Origin of the sequence: Paenibacillus woosongensis, assembly GCF_030122845.1 — a bacterium.
Classification (GTDB): Bacteria; Bacillota; Bacilli; order Paenibacillales; family Paenibacillaceae; genus Fontibacillus; species Fontibacillus woosongensis_A.
This window is the reverse complement of the sequence record NZ_CP126084.1, coordinates 537,307-561,269: the sequence shown is the minus strand read 5'-3', so window position 1 is coordinate 561,269 and position 23,963 is coordinate 537,307. Positions and strand designations below refer to the sequence as shown.

Here is a 23,963-nt window from a genome sequence, read left to right as displayed (position 1 = left end):
TTAACTATTGTAAAAATCCATAATAGCTTCCAGCTCTTCGATCGATAAATCGTCCCCAGCCACATCGGAAGGCGTCAGCTCCTGCGTCTCTTTGTCCACGCAGTGCTTAATAATCTCGGTCAGCTGCGATTTGAAATGATTTCCGAAGACCCGGATATCTGCCTCCGCATATTCCTGCAGGTTATACTCGATAGATATCGTCAGCTGCCCGTCCTCTACAAGTCCGCCAATATTCAGGGCAATTTCCCTCTCGGCCTCCGGACTGACGGTTTGACCGTAAGGAAGATCGGAAACCTGGAACACGCCCGTGTTCACATCATTATCAAATTGTCCTAAGTAGTTGAACTTGATTTCGGGCTCCAGTCGGAATCGGATGCTGTCATTCCCTTGTTCAGCAGCAAGATATTTGAGCAGCCCGTGGCCGATTCCTTTATTCGGAATGCGCCGGATGCTCTCCTTGACTGACTTGATCTGATAGGACAGCTCCGCCGTGCCGGGTACGTCCAGCACCACCGGATATACCGATGTAAACCAGCCGACGGTTCGGCTGACGTTCACATTTTTTAGAATTTCTTCGCGGCCGTGTCCTTCAAGGCAAATCAGCACCTTCTCCTCGCCTGTCCACTCCCTGACGGCCCGTCCCAAAGCGGTGAGAAGTATATCGTTAATTTCCGTGTTGTACGCTCCGTGAACCTTGCCGAGCAATTGCTCTGTCTCAGGCTTGGTCAACTGGAAGGAATGCGTCATATTATCGAGCACCTTCAACGGCCCTACCCGGCGGCCTGATTTAGGCAAGGCCTTGACCTCCGCAGATTCGATTTGCTGCCAGTAGTCCAGCTCCTTCCGCATGGCTTTGCTTGCAGCATGCTCCTTCAGTTGTTTCGCCCATGTCTGGAAGGAATCCGTTTTGGCGGGAAGCTGGATCGGCTTGCCGCTCGCAGCCTGCTCATAAGCCAGTGTTAGATCTTCAAATAAAATGCGCCAGGAAATGCCGTCAATCACCAGATGGTGAATAATGATCGCCAGATGATCACCGTTGCTCGTCTTGAACAGGCCCGCCTTAACTAAAGGCCCCCGTTCCAGGTCGATACTCCCGTGCAGCAGGTCGATCTCGCGGGATATCTCCAGCCTGCCCTCATCCCCATCAGGTACGGTCATAGCAGCTAGATCGAACCAGGCGCGTTCTGCCTGCCCGTCCAGCCCCTCGTTATACTGTATCCATGCTCCATCCTCCCGCTTGAATATCATCCTTAACGCGTCATGATGGCGGGTCAGCTCCGTGAGGACTTGGGATAACAGGTCAATCTGGAACCCGTCCTGTTTATACAGAACGACCGCCTGGTTCCAATGATTGGCCGGTGAGAATCCGCATTCGAAGAACCACTTCTGAATCGGCGTAAGCTCAACCTCTCCCTCTACAGGGCCCTGGTCAATTTCACGCTGGTCCTTCTGGACGTACTTGGACAGCTTGCGGATCTCCGGGTTCTGGAACAAATCCTTCATCTTCAACGTGTATCCGTAGCTGCTTAGTTTGGAGGAAATTTGGATGGCCCGGATGGAGTCCCCGCCAAGCTCAAAGAAATTATGGTCAATCCCGATCCGCTGGACGCCAAGCACCTCTTCCCAAATCGCTGCCAGCACTTGTTCCAGATCATTGCGCGGCGCAGCATAATCTCCCGCCATCGCTGCGCTCCGATCCGGGGCAGGCAGTGCCGCCCGGTCAATTTTCCCGCTGACCAGCAGCGGCATCTGCTCCAGCGTGACGAAATAAGCGGGGATCATATAGTTCGGCAGCGCCTTTTCCAGACGATCCTTAAGCTCGCGGAGGCAGGCCTCTTGCTGATGCGGCGCAAGTACGTCCAGCACCAGATAGGCGCATAAGTATTTACTTCCGCTCTCATCCTCTCTAGCCAGCACAACCGCCTGCTTGATATGCGGGGCCTGCAAAATACGAACCTCGATCTCCTCCAGCTCAATGCGGAAGCCTCTGATTTTCACCTGAAAGTCCTTGCGCCCGAGGAATTCCAGGTTTCCGTCAGGAAGCCAGCGCCCTAAATCCCCGGTTCGATATAGTCGCAGGCTGGCGTCTGGCTTCTGCATGAAGGGATCCTGCATGAAAGCCTGGCCCGTTCGTTCCGGATCATGAATATATCCCCGGCCTACCCCGATGCCGGACACGCAAATCTCTCCATACACACCAACTGGACATAATTCCAGCTGTTCGTCCACTACATAAAGGTTAAAATTCGCCAGCGGTTTGCCGATCGGGACCATCTCCATCCCTTCCGGCAGCTGCCCGGTTACGTATTGGCTAATATCATCAGCAGCCTCCGCGGGCCCATAGGCGTTGACGATTTGAATTCCAGGGTACAGCTCCAGCCACCTTCGGGCCAAATCCGGCTTAATCGTTTCGCCCGTGATTAACAAATGACGGAGCGAAGGCAGCTGTGCCCTAGTCTGTTCCAGGACATCCAGCATCACCGCCAAGTACGATGGAACAACCTCTAGGAGCGTTACCCCGTCCTCGATGACCTTCTCAAGGAACCGCTCCACCTCCAGTACAAGCTCCTGCGAATAAATCGCCGTCGTCCCTCCCAGGGCCAGCGCGCCAAAACATTGCCAAACCGAGATATCAAAACAGATATTAGCGTTCTGAGCGAATACGAGACGTTGATCCAAGCCCAGTTCATCGGCCTCCGCTAGAATGTGATTCAGTAGACCTTTGTGCTCGATCATCACGCCTTTGGGCTTGCCCGTTGATCCGGAGGTAAACAAAATATAAGCCAAACTGTCGGCTGCCGGCGCAATGCCGATATTCTCCGGACTTTCTTCCATGACATCCGCCGCGATTCGGTCAAGACATACAATTACGCCTGCATATCTATCCTCCAGACCGTCCTGCAAATATTCGGAGCGGGTAATGAGCACCCGGGCGGCGGAATCCTCCAATATCCCCGCTTTGCGCTCAACACCGTATTCTATGTCGATCGGGACGTAAGCCCCGCCGGCCTTCCAAATGGCAAGCACACTTTGAATAAAATCGGTCGATCGCTCCAGCATCACCGCCGCTACCGTGTCTGCCGGAATCTCGTCTAATCGTCTTTGCAAGTAACGCCCCAGCCGGTTTGCCCGAGCATTCAGCTCCGCATAGGTTAGCACCTCTCCGGCGCAACGCACTGCCGGCTCCTCCGGCTGCTCCAAGGCGAACTGTTCAAATCGCGATGGCACGGTACGGTCAAAATCGTAATCGGCGGCCTTGCCTTGACCCATCGCCAGAATCTGCTTACGCTCCTCCGCCGCAAGCATACCCAGCTTCATTAGAGGCACATCCGGATCAGCGGTGATATTATGCAGCAGCTCCATATAATGCTGACCAAGCTGCTCTGCGGTAAAGGCCGTAAATAAATCCGTATTGTATTGCAAGTCGAAATGAATCTCCGAAGCATCCGTGTACACGTCCAGCATAAGATCGAATTTGGAAATATCATTCTGCAGCGCGTAAGGAGTCAACAGCATTTCGCCGATATGAATTTCCTGCCGCTCCCGATCCGTCAAGTTGAACATCGTGTCAAAGAGAGGGTTGCGGCTCGTATCCCGCTCTACATTCAGAAGCTCCACTAATCGTTCGAACGGTAAATCCTGATGGTCAATTGCCGATAAGGTATGATCCTTCACCTCATGAACAAACTGGCGGAATGTCTTATGCCGCTTCGGATAGCTGCGAAGCGCGACCGTATTGATGAACATGCCCAGCATTTGCTGCACATCCTGATGCGTCCGTCCGGCTACTGGCGAACCGACGACAATGTCCTCCTGTCCCGAATATTTCGACAGCAGAATATTATAGGCGGCCAGCAGCACCGCATATAATGTGGAGCCCGTGTCATGGGCCAGCGCCCGCAGCGCCTCGGACAGCTCATGCGGAAGCACAAATTGCAGCGTACAGCCGTTAAAGGTCTGCAACGGCGGTCTTCTATAATCCAGAGGCATGTTCAGTACAGGCAGCTCGCCGCGATAATGCTCCAGCCAGTAAGCTTCATGCTCCTTCATTTCTTCGCCGGCCAGCCGTTCGTTCAGCCAGATCGCATAATCCTTATACTGAATCTCTAGCGGCGGCAGCGTGTCACCGCGATACAGCTGCTCCAGCTCACGCAGCATGATGCCGCCAGACAAGCCGTCCGAAATAATATGATGCATATCAATCAGCAGGACATGCTCGTCCTGAGCAAGCTGAAGCAGTTCCATCCGCATTAGCGGTGCCGCTTCTAAATCGAAAGGCTGGATAAACGATGAGATCCGCTGATTTACTTCCTCCGTGTCTGCTCCCCTTAGCTCCACCATTTCCAGCCTGCATTCCGCTTCGGGATGCACGACCTGCACAAGCTCCCCATCCACCACGTGGAAGGACGTTCTAAAACACTCGTGGCGTTCGGTCAGCCGGATTACCACCTGCCGGAATTGAGCGGTGTCCAGTCGTCCTTGAATACGATAAGCAAACGGCATGTTATACGCCGTCGAGCCCGATTCCTCCAGCGTATGCAGCACATACATCCTTCTTTGCGCCGGACTCACCGGGTAGTAGTCTTGCACCGGGGCTGGCGTGATGGCGGACGCGGCGCACGGTCTGGCGCCGAGCTCCTGAATATGCTCGGCCAGCTGCGCTACGGTTGGATATTGGAAAATATCCTTCACCTTCACATCCGCGCCTAGCTCCCCATGGATTCTGGAGACGATGACCGTTGCTTTCAGAGAATGGCCGCCCAAGGCGAAGAAGTCATCCTGAACGCTTACCCGCCTTACGTCCAGAACCTCCGCCCAAATCGACACCAGCGCCTCTTCCACAGCGTTCCGGGCAGGTACAAACGGGGCGTCCAGACGATGATGAACGGGGTCCGGAAGCTGGCTGCGGTTAATCTTCCCGTTGGCATTATGCGGCATTTCCTCGAGCTGCATAAAAACGGAGGGAATCATATATTCCGGCACACAACGGCTTAAATACTCCTTTATTTCGGATATGCCGAGATCGATGTTCGCGGTGAAATAAGCGCATAAATACTTCTCCGCTTCTCCGCTTCCCTTCACGAGCACCGCGGCCTCCCGAACCTGTTCATGCTCGGCCAGCCGATGCTCGATTTCCCCGAGCTCAATGCGGAATCCTCTTATTTTGACCTGATGATCCTTACGGCCGACGAATTCGATGTTGCCGTCCGGAAGCCATCTGCCCAAATCGCCCGTTTTATACAATCTGACGCCCGGCTGCGACGCAAACGGATCCTCCGTGAAGGCCTCCCCGGTCCGCAGAGGATCGTTGAGATATCCTCTCCCGACCGCAATGCCGGCCACGCATATTTCACCGATAATCCCTACGGGACATAAATGCATTTGCCGGTTCACGATATATATCCGGATGTTGGACAGCGGCTTGCCCACCGGAATATACTCCCTGTTCTCCGGTGTCTGCTCCATCACATATTGACATATGTCGTCGGAGGCTTCCGCCGGTCCGTATGCATTCACCATCTTGATCCCGGGACATAGCGCAAACCAGCGTGCAACCAATGCCGGAGTGGCTGCTTCCCCGGTAATCAGCAAATGCTGCAAGTGTTCAAAGCGAAGCGAACGCTCCTCCACCAAATCCAGTAAAACCGCCAAATATGAAGGCACAACCTCGAGCAGTGTCACTTGATCGCGAATCACCTGATTGATGAACTGCCCGGGCGCAAGAATCAGCTCATCTGGGTATATTGCCGTCGTTCCCCCAAGCACCAGAGCGCCGAAGAACTGCCATACCGAAATATCGAAGCAATGATTCGCCGTTTGGGCAAATACGATGTCCTCGGACAAGCCAAGATCGTCGGCTTCAGCCCAAATATGGTTCAGCATCCCCAGATGCTCGATCATGACTCCCTTGGGCTTTCCCGTCGATCCCGAGGTAAACAGCGTATAAGCTAGGTCGGTAATCTCCACCGGGAGATTAAGATCATGGCTGTCCGCTTCCTCCGCCGGAACGACGACTTTGTCCATCTCCACAAATCGGCCCGAGTAATCGACACGCAGCCCGTCTTCCACGTACTCCGATAACGTGACGACAATTCGAGCGTCCGAGTCGGCGATGATCCCAGCCTTTCTATCCTCGGGATAATGGGCATCTACCGGTATGTAAGCTGCTCCCAATTTCCATATAGCCAGTACGCTTTCAACCATGAACGGCGAGCGATCCAGCATCACCGCCGCGAAATCGCCATGTCCAAGTCCCCGTTCCCGGAATACCCGGGCGAGCCGGTTCGCATTGCGGTTTAACTGCTCGTAGGTGATTTGCTCCCCTTGATAGAGAAGCGCAATTTTAGAGGGGTGAAGACGCGCCCGTTCTTCAAACAGCTGATGCGCAGGCTTGTCGAACTGATAATCCTTATCCGTCCGGTTAAACTCGAATAATAGCTTTTGCTTTTCCCCTGCCGTAATCATTTCGATATCCCGGACAAGGATTCGCTCATTGTCTAATACCGCCGCTGTAATTTGCTTCAAATGACCTTCCAGCCTTCGCAAAAACTCCTCGTCGTATATGTTTCCGTTATAGGTAAGCAGTACTTCCAGCTCGTCCTCGGGAAACACCGTAACGTCCAGATCATAATTCGTATGCTCCATCATTTCACTGTCGGTAATAGCAAGCTGCTGTTCCCCATCGCCGTCGGCTGCCGTCTCCAGCGGATAGTTCTCGAATACAACGATATGGTTGATAAGATGCTGTTTCAGCACCGTTCCCGACTGAATATCTGCAAGCGAAACATAGTTATACCGGTTGGCCTCCAGGATCGAATCATGCACCTTGCGCAGCAGCTCCTGGAAGGAGGTATGTTCATCGCTTTTGACCCGCAAAGGAACCGTATTAATGAACAGGCCCACCATGCTCTCGATCCCGGGCAGCTCCGGAGGCCTTCCCGATACGACGGAACCGAATACGACATCCTCGCTATGGTTGTATTGCTGCAGCAAAATTCCCCATAACGCATGGAACACCGTACTGAGCGTAACCTGATTGTCGACTGCCAGCTTGTGCAATCTGCGTGTCGTCTCGGCATCCCATTTAAATGGGTATTTGCGGTGGTCGAACCCCCCCTTCTCTCCAGCCCCCCTGGAGGAAGGGATCGCGGCCTGCAATTCATAACCGTCCAAATAGTCTCTCCAGTACTGTAGAGCCTCGTCCTGATCCTGCTCGCCCAGCCACTGGATATAATCACTATAAGGATACGGTGGGGACAGTTGAATCGGAGCATTGGCAGCGAGAGCCTCATAAATATGGAATAAATCCCGGGCAAGAATGCCGAGGCACCAGCCATCCATAATAATATGATGAAATCTCCAAATGATTTGATGGGTGCGTTCATCGATTCTGAAAATTGCCATCCGAATCAATGGCCCCGTCTCCAGGTCGAATTTCTGCTGCTGATCCCGGGCTTTATACTCTTCGATCCATCGCTGCCGTTCATCGGTGGAATAAGCAGATAAATCCGTATAATCCATGCGCGGCTCGCGTTGGCTGAGTACGATTTGCAGCGGCTGTTCAGTCTCTGTATAGATAAATACCGTCCTTAAAACGTCGTAGCGTTCGACCAATTTTGCAAAGCTCTGTTCCATCGTTCGGTAACACAGCTTCCCTCTGATCGTGAAGGACACATGTTCAAAATACGCTTCAGAATCAGGATCAACCAGCGAATGGAACAAAATTCCCTCTTGCGTTGGCGTCAGCGGGTATATGTTTTCGATTTCATGGCTGCTCAAATTTGATTCACTCCCCCTCTACTTTGGCGACCGAACCTTGCTGCCGATTCGGTCGCTTCCACTGTCGGCCGTACTATAGCTTCTTCTTCAGCCGCTGGGATATCGCATCCAATTGTTTTTGCGACAGCTTGTTGTATTGGTAGTCTGTAGGCGTGATTTCCTTGACTTGCTTGGTGCAGCAATGCCGGATGATCTGGGTCAGGTGCTCTTGATAACGATTGGCCAGCCCTTGTATCGTTTCCGGACGGTACTGGTATTTGTTGTAGTGAATATCCATGGTGAATTGATCTCCGACCACCATTCCATTCAGTTCGAGCTTATGATCTCTCACGATATGCGCCCCCACTTCGGGCCCTGCAGGGATATCGCTTAGCTCAAACAGCTCGGTCTGAGCGCCAGCAGCGCCAAATTGCCCCAAATAGTTGAACACAATTTCCGGCTTAAGCTGGAAATGCAGCGGGAGCTCCATGTCCGGATTGCTGGCCGTTAAATATTTAAGAATTTCGTAGCCGAGCCCTTTGCCTGGAACCCGCCGTAAAGCATCCTTGGTTTGTTTAATGACCTCGTCCAGATCACTCGTTCCTTCCGCGCCAAGCACGAATGGGAAAATCGATGTAAACCACCCCACGGTTCTGGATATATCCAGTCCTTTCACAATGGCTTCCCGCCCATGCCCCTCCAGCTGAATCAGCACAGAGGCAGCGCCTGCCCATTCCTGGAGCGTACAGCTTAAGGCCGCTAGCAGAATATCATTGATTTCCGTGCTGTAAGCATGGTGGACATCCGTTAACAGGCTTCGGGTTAGTTCGGCATCTAGCGCCAGCTTCACCGTGGCATGATCCCCAGCTTGATTGAAGTTGATCTTTTGATCGACAGGCAGTTCAACCGTTGAAGCCTGTTCGACGGTTTCCCAATATTTCGCTTCCTTCAACAGTCCTTTGCTGAAGGCATATTGCGCCAGCCCCTGTGACCACTCCTGGAAGGAATGAGTCTTCTCTGGGAGCATAACCGCTGACTGATTCAGTAATTGTCCATATACGGTTGCGAAATCCTCCAGAAGAAAACGCCAGGATACTCCGTCAACGACCAGATGATGAATAATGATCAGCAAATAATCGCCCAGTGCGGTATGATAGACGGCCAATTGAATCAGCGGCCCCTTCTCAATATCCAGCGCTGCCTGCAGCTTGGCCGATTGCCGCTCGATCTCCGCACGAGGATCGCTGCATGCCGTCACATCGAAGACATTTAATCGATGGAAGGCTTGCCCTTCAATGCCTTGATTGAACTGGACGACTCCGCGATCTCCCAAGCTGAAGCTCATGCGGAGCGCATCGTGATGCTCTGTCATGCGATCAAAGGCCTCTGCCACCAGCTCCGCCTCAAATCCTTCCCGCCTGTACAGCATGACTGAATGATTGTAATGGTGGACGTGCTCCCATTTCTGTTCGAACAGACGACTCTGAATCGGGGTAAGCCCCACTTCCCCTGTCACCGGCTTTTGGCTGATTTTGCGGGCGGAAGTTTGTACATACCTGCTTAGCTCGCGAATCGTCGGATATTTGAACAGATCCCTCATTTCCATCTTCAGGCCCTGCGTCATGAGCCGGGATGATACCTGCAGCGCCTTAATCGAATCTCCGCCGCATTCAAAGAAATGATGATCCGTCCCAATGCCTTTGACACCTAGGATTTCCTCCCACACCTGTACCATCGCTTCCTCGATCTCATTCGCCGGAGCCGAATACGCTTCTGCAGGCTCAATATCGATAAGCGGCTCAGGCAGCGCTTTATAGTCCAGCTTGCCGTTCTCATTCAAAGGCATTTGATCAAGGAATACATAGGCTGCAGGGAGCATATAAGAAGGCAGCCGATGAGCCAAATGACCTCGCATATCGGATGCGGTCAACCCTTGCTGCGTCACAATATACGCGCACAAATATTTCGTATCCTCAGCGCTCTCCTTCACGGTAAGCGCCACTTCCTGCACATCGGAATGCTCCATGAGCTGTGCTTCAATCTCAGCCAACTCCACCCGATAGCCTCTGATCTTGAGCTGATGATCCATTCTGCCGATGAACTCAATATCACCGTTTGGCAATCTTCTGGCCCGGTCTCCTGTCTTATACAGCCTCTGTTCATCATCAAGCGGATGAGGAACGAACTTCTGCGCTGTCAGCTCCGGGTCATTCAAATAGCCGCGCCCCAGGCCGCTGCCTGCAACAGCAAGCTCTCCCGGAACCCCGTCTGGCAGCAAATTGCCATACGCATCGATAATATAAGCCTCGGCGTTAAAGATCGGCCTGCCGATGACCGGCTGCTTGCAGAATGCCTGGAAGTCAGCAAGCTTCATAGGGTGGGCGATACAACCGATGGTCGCTTCCGTAGGACCATAATGATTCACGAACCTGACATCCGGATACCGCTCGTAATATCGCTCGATGTCCTGGACCTTCATTTTTTCTCCGCCAAGCACGATCAGCTTCAATGAACTGAGCAGCGCTCTCGTCTTGAATCGTTCATGGTTGACCATGATATGGAATAAGGACGGCGTTGCCTTGATGAAGGTGATGCCGTTCGCCGCAATATAGTCCAGCACATATTCAGGATCGACATAATCATGGCGGTCGAGCAAATGCAGCTCGCAGCCGCTGACCAGCGCTGGATATAGCGCGGTATAGCACAGGTCAAAGCTGGCCGAGGAGAGCAGCATCGTCCTGTCGCTTCCCTCAATCCGCTGAGATGTCGTAAACCAGTGCACATAGTTCGCAAGATTGCGATGTTCAAGCATGACGCCTTTGGGCCTTCCGGTCGTGCCAGAGGTATAAATAACGTAAGCCAGGTCGTGCCCGCTGACTTGGATATTTAAGTTATGCCCCTGTCCTTCGTACGTTTTAAGATGATCCAGCAAAAATACCTCGGTCACGCTCTCCGTTCCATGCAAGTGGCCGGCATAAGTTAGCAAATACTGAGCGCCGCTGTTGGTTAACATATAATCCACCCGGCCAGCCGGGAATTCGGGATCGATCGGCAGATAAGCTCCTCCTGCCTTTAGCACGGCCATCAGGGCTGCAATGGTCTCCGGCCGGTTCTCCATGACAATTCCAGCAATGCCGCCGCCAGCCGTAAAGCCGCTCTCCAGCATCATCCTCGCCAACCGGTTAGCTCTGGCATTCAGTTCGGAGTAGCTCCATCTTTCACTTCCGAAGACGAGAGCGGTTTGATCCGGCGTGCGCTCCGCCTGAGCTTCGAACCATTCAACAATGGTGCGGAATTCAGGCTGCTCCTCGGCATTTGCAGCACGTTGCGTTTGAACGTGAAGACTATCGCCTTGGATAGGGCTATGACCATTGCCTAGATTTGAACTTCCTCGGCTAATCAACTGCTCCAGCTTCTCCTCAGCGGTTAGAAGAGATAGCTTTGCCAGTTCCAGCTCCGGCTGCTCCACGCCCGTTCGCAGAATATGAACAAGGTGCCGGGCAAAACGCTGCATCGTGTTATCCGTAAACAGCGCTGTGCAGTAAACGAACTCCAGAATGATGTCATCGTTTGTCGCTGCCGCAAGCAGCGAGATATCAAATTTGGTCGAATGCTGCTCGAGCAGATACGGCCTGACCGTCAAGCCCTCCATTTGAAAATCATCCTCGCTGGCATTCTGCATCGTCAGCATGACGTCAAACAGCGGGCTGCGGCTTAAATCCCGCGGAATCGCCAACGCCTCCACCAGGCTCTCAAATGGATACTGCTGGTGCTCGTACGCGTTCAGGCAGATGTCCTTTACTTCCTCCAGGTAGGATCGGAAGCTCTTCTGCCCCTCCGGCTTGCTCCGCATAGCCAGCGTATTGACGAAGATTCCCATCACCTGCTGTACATCAGCATGATCCCGGCCTGCTATCGCAGAGCCAACAATGACATCCTCCTGTCCCGCATATTTCGACAGCAGGATACTGTAGCCCGCCAGCAGAATCATGTACAGCGTCGTTCCTGTCTCCATGGCCAATTGCTGTAATTGGACCGTCAGCTCCCGGCCGATGGCATGCTCCAGCTTTGCTCCCTCATAGCTGTGCTGCTGCGGCCGCGGAAAATCGGTTGGCAGGTCTAGCACCGGCAGCTCTCCCGCAAACTGTTCGAGCCAATATTGCTTATGGCTGTCGTACACCCCCTTCGCCAGCTGACCGTTATGCCAAGCGGCATAATCCTTATACTGAATGCGCAGCTTCGGCAGTTCTGCTCCGCTGTATAACGCATTAAATTCTTCCATGAATACGCCGACAGACGTGCCGTCGGAAATAATGTGATGCATGTCGATCAGCAGTACATGACCGCCCTCATCCCTTTGAGCGAGGCCTGCCCGGAACAAAGGAGCCCTGCTTAAATCAAAGGGGGCGACAAATTGCGCGGCCAACAGCTCCAATTCGGCATTGCTTACCTTCCCGTACTTTTCAAGCTTGAACTCGGCTTCCGGATGGATGACCTGTACCGGCTCCCCCGCTGCCATTTCAAAGGAAGTACGGAAAGCCTCGTGCCGCTGTATCATAGCTTGGAAGGCAGCCTCCAGTTTCTCCATGTCCAGTTCCCCTTGAATTTCAAAGGCAGCTGTCATGTTATACGACGTATTTGGCCCGTTCATCTGATCCAGGATAAACAGACGTCTCTGTGCTGCCGACACGGCATAGCAGCTCTCCGGTTCTATGACGGGAATCTCAGTGAATGACTTATGAGCCGATTCCTGAATAAGCCCCGCTAAGCCCTGAATCGTAGGGTATTGAAACATGCCCCGTACAGGGATGTCCACGCCGAACTCTTTATTTATCCTCGAGATTAAAATCGTCGCCTTTAAGGAATGGCCTCCCCGTTCAAAAAAGTTGTCATAGACGCCAATTTGCTCCAGGCCGAGCTCCTCTTCCCATATATGAACCAGTCGTTCTTCTGCCTCGCTGCTCGGCGGTACATAGGAAGCCATTGTGGAATGACTGGTTTCCGGATTGGGCAAGGCTTTCTTATCAATTTTGCCATTGGGCGTTAGCGGCATTTGCTCTAGCGCAATAAAATAGGATGGCACCATATATTCGGGCAGCGTGTTAAGCAGCTTCTCCCGAATAGCTCCAAGCGCTGGCCCGCTATCCTGCGGCACGAAATAAGCGCATAAATAATAGCTTCCGCCTTCATCCTCCTTGGCTACGACAACAGCTTCCGCCACCGGCAATTGTGAAATCATCGTCTTCTCGATTTCCTCGAGTTCAATCCGATATCCGCGAATTTTGACCTGGAAATCGGTTCTGCCGATATATTCAAGACAGCCGTCCTCTCTCCATTTCGCCAAATCGCCCGTGCGGTACATTTTGTGGCCTGGGACATGCGGATTGTCGACGAATTTCTGTTCCGTCAAATCCTCCCGCTGCCAATAGCCCGCCGCCAAGCCGTCCCCCGCAATGCACAGCTCCCCAGGCACTCCGACCGGGACAAGCATGTCATCCGCATCCACGATATAAACCTGTGTGTTGGCAATGGGCCGGCCGATGTCCACGTTATGGCGGCGCGTCAGATCGCTTACACAGGACCAGACCGTCGTCTCCGTCGGGCCATACATATTGTAGATCCGTAAATGGGCAAAGCCTTGCAGCTGATGCAATAGATGAATCGGCAAGGGCTCCCCGCCGAGCATGATGTCGGTCACTTTTTCCAGAAAGGTCATTTTCGGATCGCCGGACATCAGCATTTTCAAACGGGACGGAGTAATTTGCAGCATTTGTACGTTGTGATCCGTAATAAGCTGGTTCAGAGCTTTAGGGTCAAGCTGTTCGTTTTCGTTCGCAATGACGATCGTTAGTCCCTTCGTTAAAGGCACCCATGTTTCCAGAACAAAAATATCAAAGGAAATCGTCGTCAGGCCCAGTATGCTTTTTCCAGGGGTAAAATCTATGGTTTGAGCCATCGCTTCAATGAAGTTGTGGACGGCTTGATGCGTAATCATGACGCCCTTGGGATTACCGGTAGAGCCGGATGTGTAAATGACATAGGCATGATGAGCGGCTGTATGGCTGCGAAATTCCCGCTCGTCGTTCTCCTCCAGGTAGAGATTCTCATCATGGACGAAAATTGTCGCCGCATCGCAATTGACGTGGTTCGCCAAATTCGCCTCGGTCAGCAAAATTTGCGCACCGCTATCTGTCAGCATATATTCAATGCGCTTCGCCGGATAATCGGGATCAATCGGCAGGTAGGCCGCCCCCGCCTTCAATACCCCTAACAAAGCGATGATCATATCGATCGAACGCGTGACCATCACGCCGGCAATCGTTCCTGGCAATACCCCCTTCTTGCGGAGAGCGGCAGCGAGCCGACTGGATTTCACATCGAGTTCTTTATAGGTATAGGATCTGTTATCCCATATCGCAGCAATGTCCTCCGGGGTGCGCTCGGCCTGACGCTGGAACAGCTCGTCAATCGTCAGCTGCTTGTCATAGCGCAAATCTGTTGCATTGAATTCAACGATCAGCCGCTGCCGCTCCTCTGCGGTTAACAGATCAATCTGGGACAAACGAACATCTGCGTTCTCTGTGATAATATTCAAAATATTTATATAGTGGTCCAGCATCCGCTCGGCTTTGTCCCGCTTAAACAGCTTCGTGCTGTAATCGAGATTGACCGCAATGGATTCCTCGCTCCAGTCTTCTGCACTCAAAGTCAAATCATACGGCGACACTCCGGGATTACGCTCCTCCGGGCTGAAAGTAACGCCAGCTCCGGATGCCGTCTCCATATCCATGTTCTGCAAAATAAACATCGTATCGAACAACGGATTGCGGCTGAGGTCCCGCTGAATATTCAGCCGGTCGACGAGCATCTCAAACGGGTAATCCTGATGGTCGAATGCTGCGATGCTGCTGCGCCGTACTTCCTCCAAATACTCACGGTACGCCTTATCCTTGGCAGGATAACTGCGAATAGCGACTGTATTGATAAACACGCCAATCAGCGGCTCAATATCGGGATGATTGCGTCCCGATACCGGCGTACCGACCACCAGATCGTCCTGCCCGGTATATTTATGAAGCAAAATTTTGTAAGCGGACAGCATAACCATGAATAAGGTCGCATTGGTCTCGCTTGCCAACCGGCGGAGCCGCTTGGTCAACTGCCTGTCCAGGCGGGCAGTCAGCCGTTGTCCTTCCATGCTTAGCTGACCGGGTCGCGGATAATCGGCCGGTAAATTCAGAACAGGCAAATCTCCTTCAAATTGGTGAAGCCAGTATGCTTCCTGCTCGCTTATTGTCAGATCATTCACCATCTGATTCTGCCAGACGGAAAAATCGGTATACTGTATTTTCAACTCGGGCAGCGCATGCCCCTCGTACAACTCCACAAGCTCCCTCATAAACACGGCCATGGAATATCCGTCGGAAATCAGATGATGCATATCGATAAACAGAATGTGCTCAGCTGCGGACAGCTTCACAAGCTCAGCCCGGAATAACGGCGCTTGGGTCAGATCGAACGGCTGCACAAAATGCTGGAACCTCTGTTCCGCTTCCTCTGGACTAGACAGCTCAATGTACGGTACGTTCAATACGGCCGTATCGCCTATGCGCTGCACGATTTCATGCCCATCGATTTCAAATGTCGTTCTGAACACCTGATGTCTGCTGACAATATGTCTAAGAGCCGCGACCAGCCGCTCAGCGTCAAGCATGCCCCGAAGCGTAATTTGTCCAGGGATATTATGGACTAGCGTACCTGAGTCCAGCTGCTCCAGAATATAAATGCGCTTCTGCGCCGCTGAGATTTCGTAAGTATCCCGCGACTCTTGCACCGGAATCGGCTGGAATGATTCTGCCGACCCGCCATCAATAAGTCCGGCTAGCTTGCGGATCGTCGGGTATTGGAACCACTGCCCGATTGGAATTTGGATGCCGAATTCCTTGTAGATTCGCGACAGCATCACCGTCGCTTTCAGCGAATTGCCTCCTAGCGAGGTGAAGTGGTCATGCACGCCGATATTCGCTTCTCCCAGCAGCTCGCGCCAAAGACGAACAAGCCCAGCCTCCGTCTCATTTAAAGGCTCCTGCCCCTGCCGCGTCATGTCCGGTGCCGGGAGCGAGCTCTCGTCGATCGACCCGTCCTCCAGCAGCGTAAACGACTCCAGTACAATAACATGAGTTGGCATCGCATAATCCGGCAGGCGTTCTGCCATCTCAGCTCGAACCAGCGGCTCATCGATCGTCTTGGCTGGCGCAGCAATATAAGCTGCGAGCTCCGGGGCATGATGTCCGGCAACCATCCGGACAACGGCTTGGGCATGCCTTAGGCTCGGCAGCCCCAGCAGCGCTTCCTCCAGCTGCACTAAATTAATGCGGTACCCCCGATTTTCAGCAATGCGAGCTGCCTCCCCGCAAATTTTCAATTCCCCGGAAGGCATGAACATCGCCAGCTGTCCCGTAGGGGTCATGCCGCCTGTCTCGAAGTCCAGTATGTGCAGTTCACCTGTTACGCCAAGAGGGGCTGGCTCCCCGTAACTATCCAGAATACATTTCCCTCCGTGGCTATTTTCGAGCTTTGCCAAGAAACGAGCCTGCTCATCCGTAAGGAGCGAAAGCTGGGATACCTTCATGGAGGAGTCCTGAACGATGGAGAGCAATAAGCGGCGATATCCTTCCGCCCAGAGCTGCATAACCTCCGGGTCAATCAAATCCGTGCTGTAATCAAAATCAAGCCACAGCTCCTGATGGACCTCCGTGATGTTCAGGAATAAATCATAATGCAGATGCTGAACAGGGAACGGAACAAGCTCCGTGTCCAACCCGCTGAAATTCAACTTCCGAACAGGCCGATCCATATTGAACAGAATGTTCATAGTCGGCACAACCGCTCCGGGCATCTGCTCGGCCAGGCTCGCTAGGGAATAGCTCTGGTATCGGTCTAATTGCTGCATCGCCGTTTTCACGGCAGAAAGATAGCCCTCCACCGAGGCGCTGCCATGAATTTCTGTATATACCGGAAGCATGTTCACGCAATTTCCGATGAGATGGGTCTCGCCCATATGGGACTGCCCGGCCGTAGGGATGCCAACGACAATTTGCCGCTGTCCGGCAAGCCGATGCAGGAACAGGCCATACGCAGCGAGCATTGTGATGAACAGGCTGTTCTTGTTCCTTATGCTTAAGGCTCGCAATTCCTTCGTGAGCGCACGATCCAGCTTCAATGTCTGCCTGCCCCCGCTGAACGTCTTTCTCGCCATATGCCCATCCGGCGAAGGCAGCTGCAGGGTCGCGATAGGCTCGGAAAAGCGCTCCGACCAGAATGCCGCCGCCTCATCAGCCTCTGGCTCATGCTGCAGCCGCTCCTGCCATTGCAAATACTGACGAAATGGAACCGGCTGGGGCAGCTCGGGGGCGCGCCTCCCGCAAATCGCCGAGTACACCTCCTCCAGCTCACCTACAAATACTGCGATCGACCAGCCGTCCACGACGATATGATGGAAGGCAAGCGCCAGAATATACGCATCATCGGCCATGTGGAGCACCGTTATTCGAAACAATGGCTGCTCTTCACGCAGATCGAATGCTCTGGAAGCATCCATGGCCAGCCAGGCATCTAGCTTAGCCTTGCTCTCGCCCGGCGTGTGAGAGCGAAGATCCTCCACGGCGACCGGAGCGGGAAGCTCCGGCAAAATCGTTTGAAACTCGCCGCTGGGATCAATAACTGTCCGCAAAGCCTCATGCCGCCGCATCAATAGGCTTACCGCTTGCCGCAATGCCTGTACGTCCAGCGCCCCTTCCATTTTGAGCAGAACGGATTCGTTTAATGATGCGGAAGCCGGGCCGCCAGAGACGGAGGAAATCCACAGCTGCTTCTGCTCATTGGACAAGCTTGCCGTCCTCTTCCCGCCGTTATCGTCCGGCGGCTGCGGCGTGCCCGGCAGGAACCCGCCGCGCTGCAAATCGCCGACGCTCTCTTTGACAATACGAATGATCGTGTCTATGTCCTCCAGGGTATGTGCCGTAGACAGGAAACAATTGCGGCCTTCCCAGACATACAGCCCTTTGTGGTTCAAATGATAGAAGAACAATTCGATGTCGCCAAAGGAGACGAAGCGGAACAGCGAGCCGTAATTGACCATATAAATCGGAATGCTTCTTTCCTTGAAGAAAGAGTTCAGCTCCTGTACCAAATAATCCGTATTGCGATTCAGCTCCTCGTATAGGGCTGGACCTTGCGATTCCAGATAATCAATCGTCTTCAGAGCTACCCGCATCGTCAGCGGATGCGTGCAGAAGGTGCCGCCAACAAACGTCTTTTGCGCGGCCTTCGTCGGATAGGAAGCATCGCCGAAATTCCACTTCCCGCCGTCAATCGGATCCATAAACTGCTCTTTGCCCGCAACGATGCCGATCGGCAGGCCGCCTCCCACCACCTTACCGTAAACGACCAGATCCGCCTGCACGCCGAACCAAGCCTGAGCTCCGCCTAGACCGATGCGAAAACCAGTGATTACTTCATCAAAAATAAGCGCGGTGCCTGATTGAGAGGTAATTTCCCTGAGCTGCTGCAAAAACTTGCGCGGCTGCAAATCCGGCCTGCGGCTCTGCACAGGCTCTACGATCACAGCGGCTAGCTCATGGGCATGCTTGCGGATAATCTCCAAGGATTCTGGCTTATTGTAATTCAGCATTAAGGCGTCGCGAACGTAATTCTCCTGAATGCCAGGCGCCATTGGAAGCGCGGATGCCTCACCAGACTCTGGGTTAGCTACTCCTAATACTCCATCAAAAGTGCCGTGATATGAACCGGAGAAAATCACGACCTTCGAACGCCCCGTAGCCGCCCTCGCTGTACGCAAGGCTACCATAACGGCCTCCGTACCCGAATTATAGAAGGCTACCCTTTCGACCCCCGTGATCCGGCTAATGCGTTCCGCCACTTCACCGGCCAGATCGGACATCGGGCCTAAAGGCGGCAGCGATGATGACGACTGGGCTTTCATTTCCTCTACGATGAAATCGGGATTATGACCCAATAGATTAACGCCGAATCCCATCGTCAAGTCAATATATTCATTGCCGTCCACATCCCACATCTTCGACCCCGAGGATCGCTCTGCCACGATCGGATAAATCGCTTCCTTCCAGTAAGAGCGGAATCCCGAAACGTTGCGATTATTGGCATGTACATAACGAGTTTGCTGGGTATAAGCTTTGGAGCCCTGGGTACGGCTCATGTACTCGGTAAAGAAACGGTCTAAATATGCCTGCTGCTGCGCGGTAAAATGACCGTCTTCTCCGATGATCATCGGCTGATAAGGAATGAACGGCTTCGGCTCGTCCTGGGAAGTCTTATTGACTTTAACCGCTTGGGCCGCCTGGGCGGATTGCACTCCTGGAGCGGGCTGCACGGCAGCTTGCACGCTTGCCGCTGCTTGAACGCCTGCTCCTGCCATAGCATGAACACCCTCGCCAGCATCCTGCGTACCAAACGCCGCTGACATTCCGGCCGCATGGCTTCCATGAGTCTGCCCGTTTCTGAACCCCTGCTCCGGGTATGGCTCCTGCAAACCTTGAACCAGGCTGTTCTGCGCGGCTCGGCCGCTTAGCAAGTCAAGCTGCCGGCCAAGAATATTGGATACGCTTTGCTGCTGAAGGCTCATCAGCTCGATCTGGCGGGCCATAATCCGTTCCATCGCCGAGCTGCCAGCGGGCGGAGATATGAATTCCCCCACCTCAGGGGATCCCATCTCCTCCACCTCTACAGCTGCCGTTGCCGCCGCTTGCTGGTGCTGCTCCTCCGCCCCTTGCAGCGCCGAATGCTGCGGTGGCGCCTCCTCGCGGCTCTTGGCCTCAGCTGCTGCCGTTACAGCCGCCGGCTGGCGAACATCGGCATTTGCAAGAATATATTGAGTCAAGCTATGCACATTCGTAATCGAGTCAAAAAAGCGCTCTATCACAATATCGAGGCCATAGATTTCTTCGATCTCCTTACGGATTCGCACAAGCATGATTGAATCCAGCCCCATCTCTAGGAAGTGGGCATGCTCGTCAATTTCAGCTGCGTCCAAACCCGAAGCCTCGCTTACCATTTTCGTAACCGTATGTTGTACCTCGGCCGACAGATCAGAGGCTTCAACAGCCCTCACCAGCATTTCGCCTGGATTAGACATCGAATTCCCCTCCAGTTCTTGATTATGGATACGTTCAATTTCTATCCAGCAGCGTTTCCGTTCAAAAGGATATAGCGGCAAAGGTACTCTGCGGAGGGATTGCTGCTGGTACAGCTCGTCCCAATTCACATGGGCGCCCTGAACATACAGCTTGCATATGTGCTCCAAACCTTCCTGGTCTGCGAGTCCGGCGGCAGCAGCAGCCTGCACCTTCTCAGCCGCTTCTTCGCTGATCGCGTTCAGTTCGTCCTCCGTGATCTCACCCAGCACGCGCTGCTGACCCGCCTCTGGAACAATTCGGTATACGCCCCTGAATATTCCGCTCTGCATGCCGTCTGCGGCGATATTCTCCAGCTTGCGGGACAATTCTTCCCGCGTTGCGCATACAAAGGCAATGCGATGCTCCAAATGAGCCCGCCCTGCTGCGGCCGTATAGCAAATATCCGCGATGTTCTGATGCGGTGCCATGGCTAAGTGGCTAACATACCTGTGAACCAGCTCCTGAAGCGAGGCTTCATTCTTGGCTGACACCGCAAAAATGTAAGATTGATCATGGTTCCGAGCCGCTGTCTGCGGTAGCGGATCCACATACTCTTCCATGACAACGTGACAATTCGTGCCACTAAAGCCAAAGGAGCTAACGCCGCAGCGTAGCGGCCGCTGAGTATCATCAAAAGCTGCCAGCTCCGTATTGATATAAAATGGGGATTGCTCCAATTTGATGTTGCTGTTCGGCTGACGGAAGTGAACCAGTGGCGGGTTTTGCCGATGCTTCAGCATCAAGGCCGATTTAATCAGGCTGGCAATACCGGACGCTTCAAAGGTATGTCCGATGTTCGCCTTTACCGATCCGAGCGCACAATATTGCTTCTTATCCGTATAGCTGGCGAATGCTTTCTCCAAAGCGGAAAATTCGACAGGATCGCCAAGCTTCGTCCCCGTTCCATGCGCTTCAATAAAAGCAAGCGTATTAGGATCGAGTCCGGCATCCTTCCAGGCAGCTTGGATGACCTCCGTCTGCGAGGCAGGGTTTGGAGCGGTAATACCTACCGTCGTGCCATCCTGATTCATCGCACTACCCTTGATAACTGCGTAGACATGATCTCCGTCCTGAATCGCCTGATTCAGCGGCTTTAACAGCACCGAAGCTACACCTTCGCTGACTCCTGTTCCATCGGAAGCCGCATCAAAGGCGCGGGTATATCCATCCGCGGATTCCATATCGAGCCCAAGTGACAACGGCAGCAGCGATGTTCTAACACCGCCGGCGAGCGCCATTTCGCATTCACCGCTTCGTATCGCTTGGCATGCCATATGGACGGCGACCAAGGAGGAGGAGCAGGCTGTATCGATCGTGACTGCCGGCCCTTTCAAATCGAGAAAGTACGCGATCCGGCTCGCTAGAACGGACGGCAAATTCCCAACGACATAATTCGAAATTCGCTCCGGTTCATGCTTGGAAATCAAACGCTCATAATCATAGCCTACCTTGGAAAACCCGGCATACACCCCTACACTGCGGCCGCGCAGCTTATTCCCCGCGTACCCCGCATCCTCCAGCGTATGCCACGCCTGCTGTGTAAATAGCCGCTGGTTTGGATCCATGAGCTTAGCTTCATTCGGAGTCAGCTTAAAAAAGGCATAGTCAAACTTATCGATCTCCTCCAAATAGCCGCCGACCCGAAAATCAGATTCGCTCTTATTCCAACCGATCACCGACAAATAATCCTTGGCATCCTCCTGTCTATTCGCCTGGTATTCCCCGATATGATCTCGTCCCGCAGCCAAATTGCTCCAATAGTCCTGAAGGGTCGCTGCGCCCGGCAGATACACAGACATTCCGATAATGGCGATGTCTTTCCCGCTAACGGCAATATCTTCCCCGCATTGCGCTGCTTCGCCTTCTTCCTCATCTCTGCTGCGCTGCACATTCACTTCCGCTTTAATAAACCTGGCGAGTTCAACAATCGAGGGATACGCGAATAAGTCGGCAACCTCCAGCTGAATTGAAAACTGCTTCTCGATCCGGTCGGCAATTTGCACTAAATGAAGAGAACTGGCCCCCATATCGAAATAACTGTCCCGAATACTGATTCCGTCCTTCTCCATCACTTCCCGGCAAATCTGCTGAATGTTTCGCTCGATCTCGCTTTGCGTAAACGGCATATTGCCAGGCACAGCTTGAGACGCCGGCTGCGGCTGACCCTGCTTGTTCAGATTCTCCGGATTCCCCGGGTTCTCCGTTCTCTGTTTCTCCTCCAGCTTTTCCGTCTTTTCCGCCATCTCCAGCTTTGCCGCTTCAATGGTGCGGGCTACTTCCCTTAATTCCTGCCTTACCTCGGCGTACTCGCCGTCTCTATATTGCTGGGCCAGCTTGTAACGCTGCACCTTGCCGCTGGTTGTTTTGGGCATCCGCTTAATAGGGACGATGTCGGCGATTTCCCAACCGCCCCGCTGATTTAACAACCGCTTTAGCTCCAGCATGGTCGGGTAGAACTTCTCAATTTTTTTCTTGGATACGACAAATAGAACGATCTCTTCTTTCTTCAGCTCCGCATTGTAGACCCCGCATGCAGCTACCCTGCCGAGCTCTACCCCCTCCACTTCCTCAGCGATCCGCTCCACGTCATGGGGGTATACATTCTGCCCGTTCACGAAAATAATGTCCTTCGCCCGCCCTGTGATGACCAATTGGCCATTTCTCAGAAACCCTAGGTCTCCTGTCCGCACCCAGCCATCATCCGTCAATATATTCCGCGTCGCCTCAGGGTTGTTGTAATACCCCTGGGTTACGTTGTGCCCGTGAATATGTATATGGCCAACGATACCATCGCCTAGTTCCTGATCCGCCTCATCGCAAATCCGGAACTGGCAGTAATCAAGGGGATAGCCAACCACGACGAAGGACAGCCCTCCAGCAAAGTCCTTGTCCACTTCAACGACCTTACTGCCGATCCTTAGCTGCTCGCGATCCACGTAAAGGGTGACAAATTCATCCTCCACCTGAGGAATAGCCACCCCCACAGAAGCTTCAGCCAGCCCATAAACGGTGCACATCGCAGTTCGCTTCAATCCATAAGGCGCGAGCGTATCCAAGAAGGCGTCGCATAACTCGGTCGAAATCGGCTCTGCCCCGTTATAAATGATGCGAATTCGCGATAAATCCCAGCCGCTGGCCTTCTCCGTTTTGAAAAACTGCAGGAAATATTTATAGCCAAAGTTCGGCGACGAAATGACGCTGACGCGATGCTCGCTAGCCTTTTTGATCCACAGGACAGGCTGGCGAATAAATAGGGACGTAGGCATAATATACTGCTCCAGCCCAGCCACCAGCGGAGCCATATGGTTGCAGATCAGCCCCATATCATGGGTCAAAGGCATCCATTGCAAATAGGAGTCCTCTGCGGTGATTTTCGAACCATTGATAATGCCGCTAGTGTTATAAATCAGGTTTCTATGCGTCAGCATGACTCCTTTCGGATCGCCCGTGGAGCCCGAGGAGAACTGAATAAACGCAATATCCTCAGCCTTGGCACTATGTATTTGCGGATGATGCTGCCGCATGAATACCTCGCTATTGTCAGCGAGTGTAACGTTGTTGCGAATCAAGTCATACAAATGGGCTTGCCCGCTCTTTGCTGTATATTTCTCTAAATCTAGCAATATTTTTGATTCCGTTATGAGATAAGGGCGATGCAGCACCTCCCAGATTCGGAACACCTTAATCTTGTGCTCATCATTGTTCCCCGTACTGACGGGTACCGGGATCATCCCCCCAAGGATACAGGCCCAGAAAGCAATGACAAAACGCCGGTTGTCCTCCATTTGAAACACAACTTCCTGCCCCTGACCTACGCCCTGCGCTTGGAGATAACCTAAAAATCCGCAAGCTTCCTCATACATCTCCTTATAGGTCAATCGAACCTCCTGCTCATCTCCCTCAATAAAGGTAATACCTCTGCTTTCGGATTTGCCCCGCTCCTGAATTACGTCGATAAGTGTTGTAAATTGCTTCGTAAACACATTCTTC

At 53.1% G+C, this 23,963-nt stretch carries 2 protein-coding genes; both read right to left on the bottom strand.

All coding sequences use genetic code 11. The features are described from left to right. Positions 1-7,779 (bottom strand): non-ribosomal peptide synthetase, encoded by a 7,779-nt coding sequence (locus tag QNH46_RS02430; RefSeq protein ID WP_283926763.1) that lies wholly within the window; start codon positions 7,777-7,779, stop codon positions 1-3. A gap of 73 nt (positions 7,780-7,852) precedes the next feature. After that, the gene (locus tag QNH46_RS02425) at positions 7,853-23,956 is read right to left on the bottom strand and encodes a non-ribosomal peptide synthetase (protein ID WP_283926762.1); all 16,104 of its coding nucleotides are present in this window, start codon (positions 23,954-23,956) and stop codon (positions 7,853-7,855) included. Positions 23,957-23,963 lie beyond the last annotated feature (7 nt).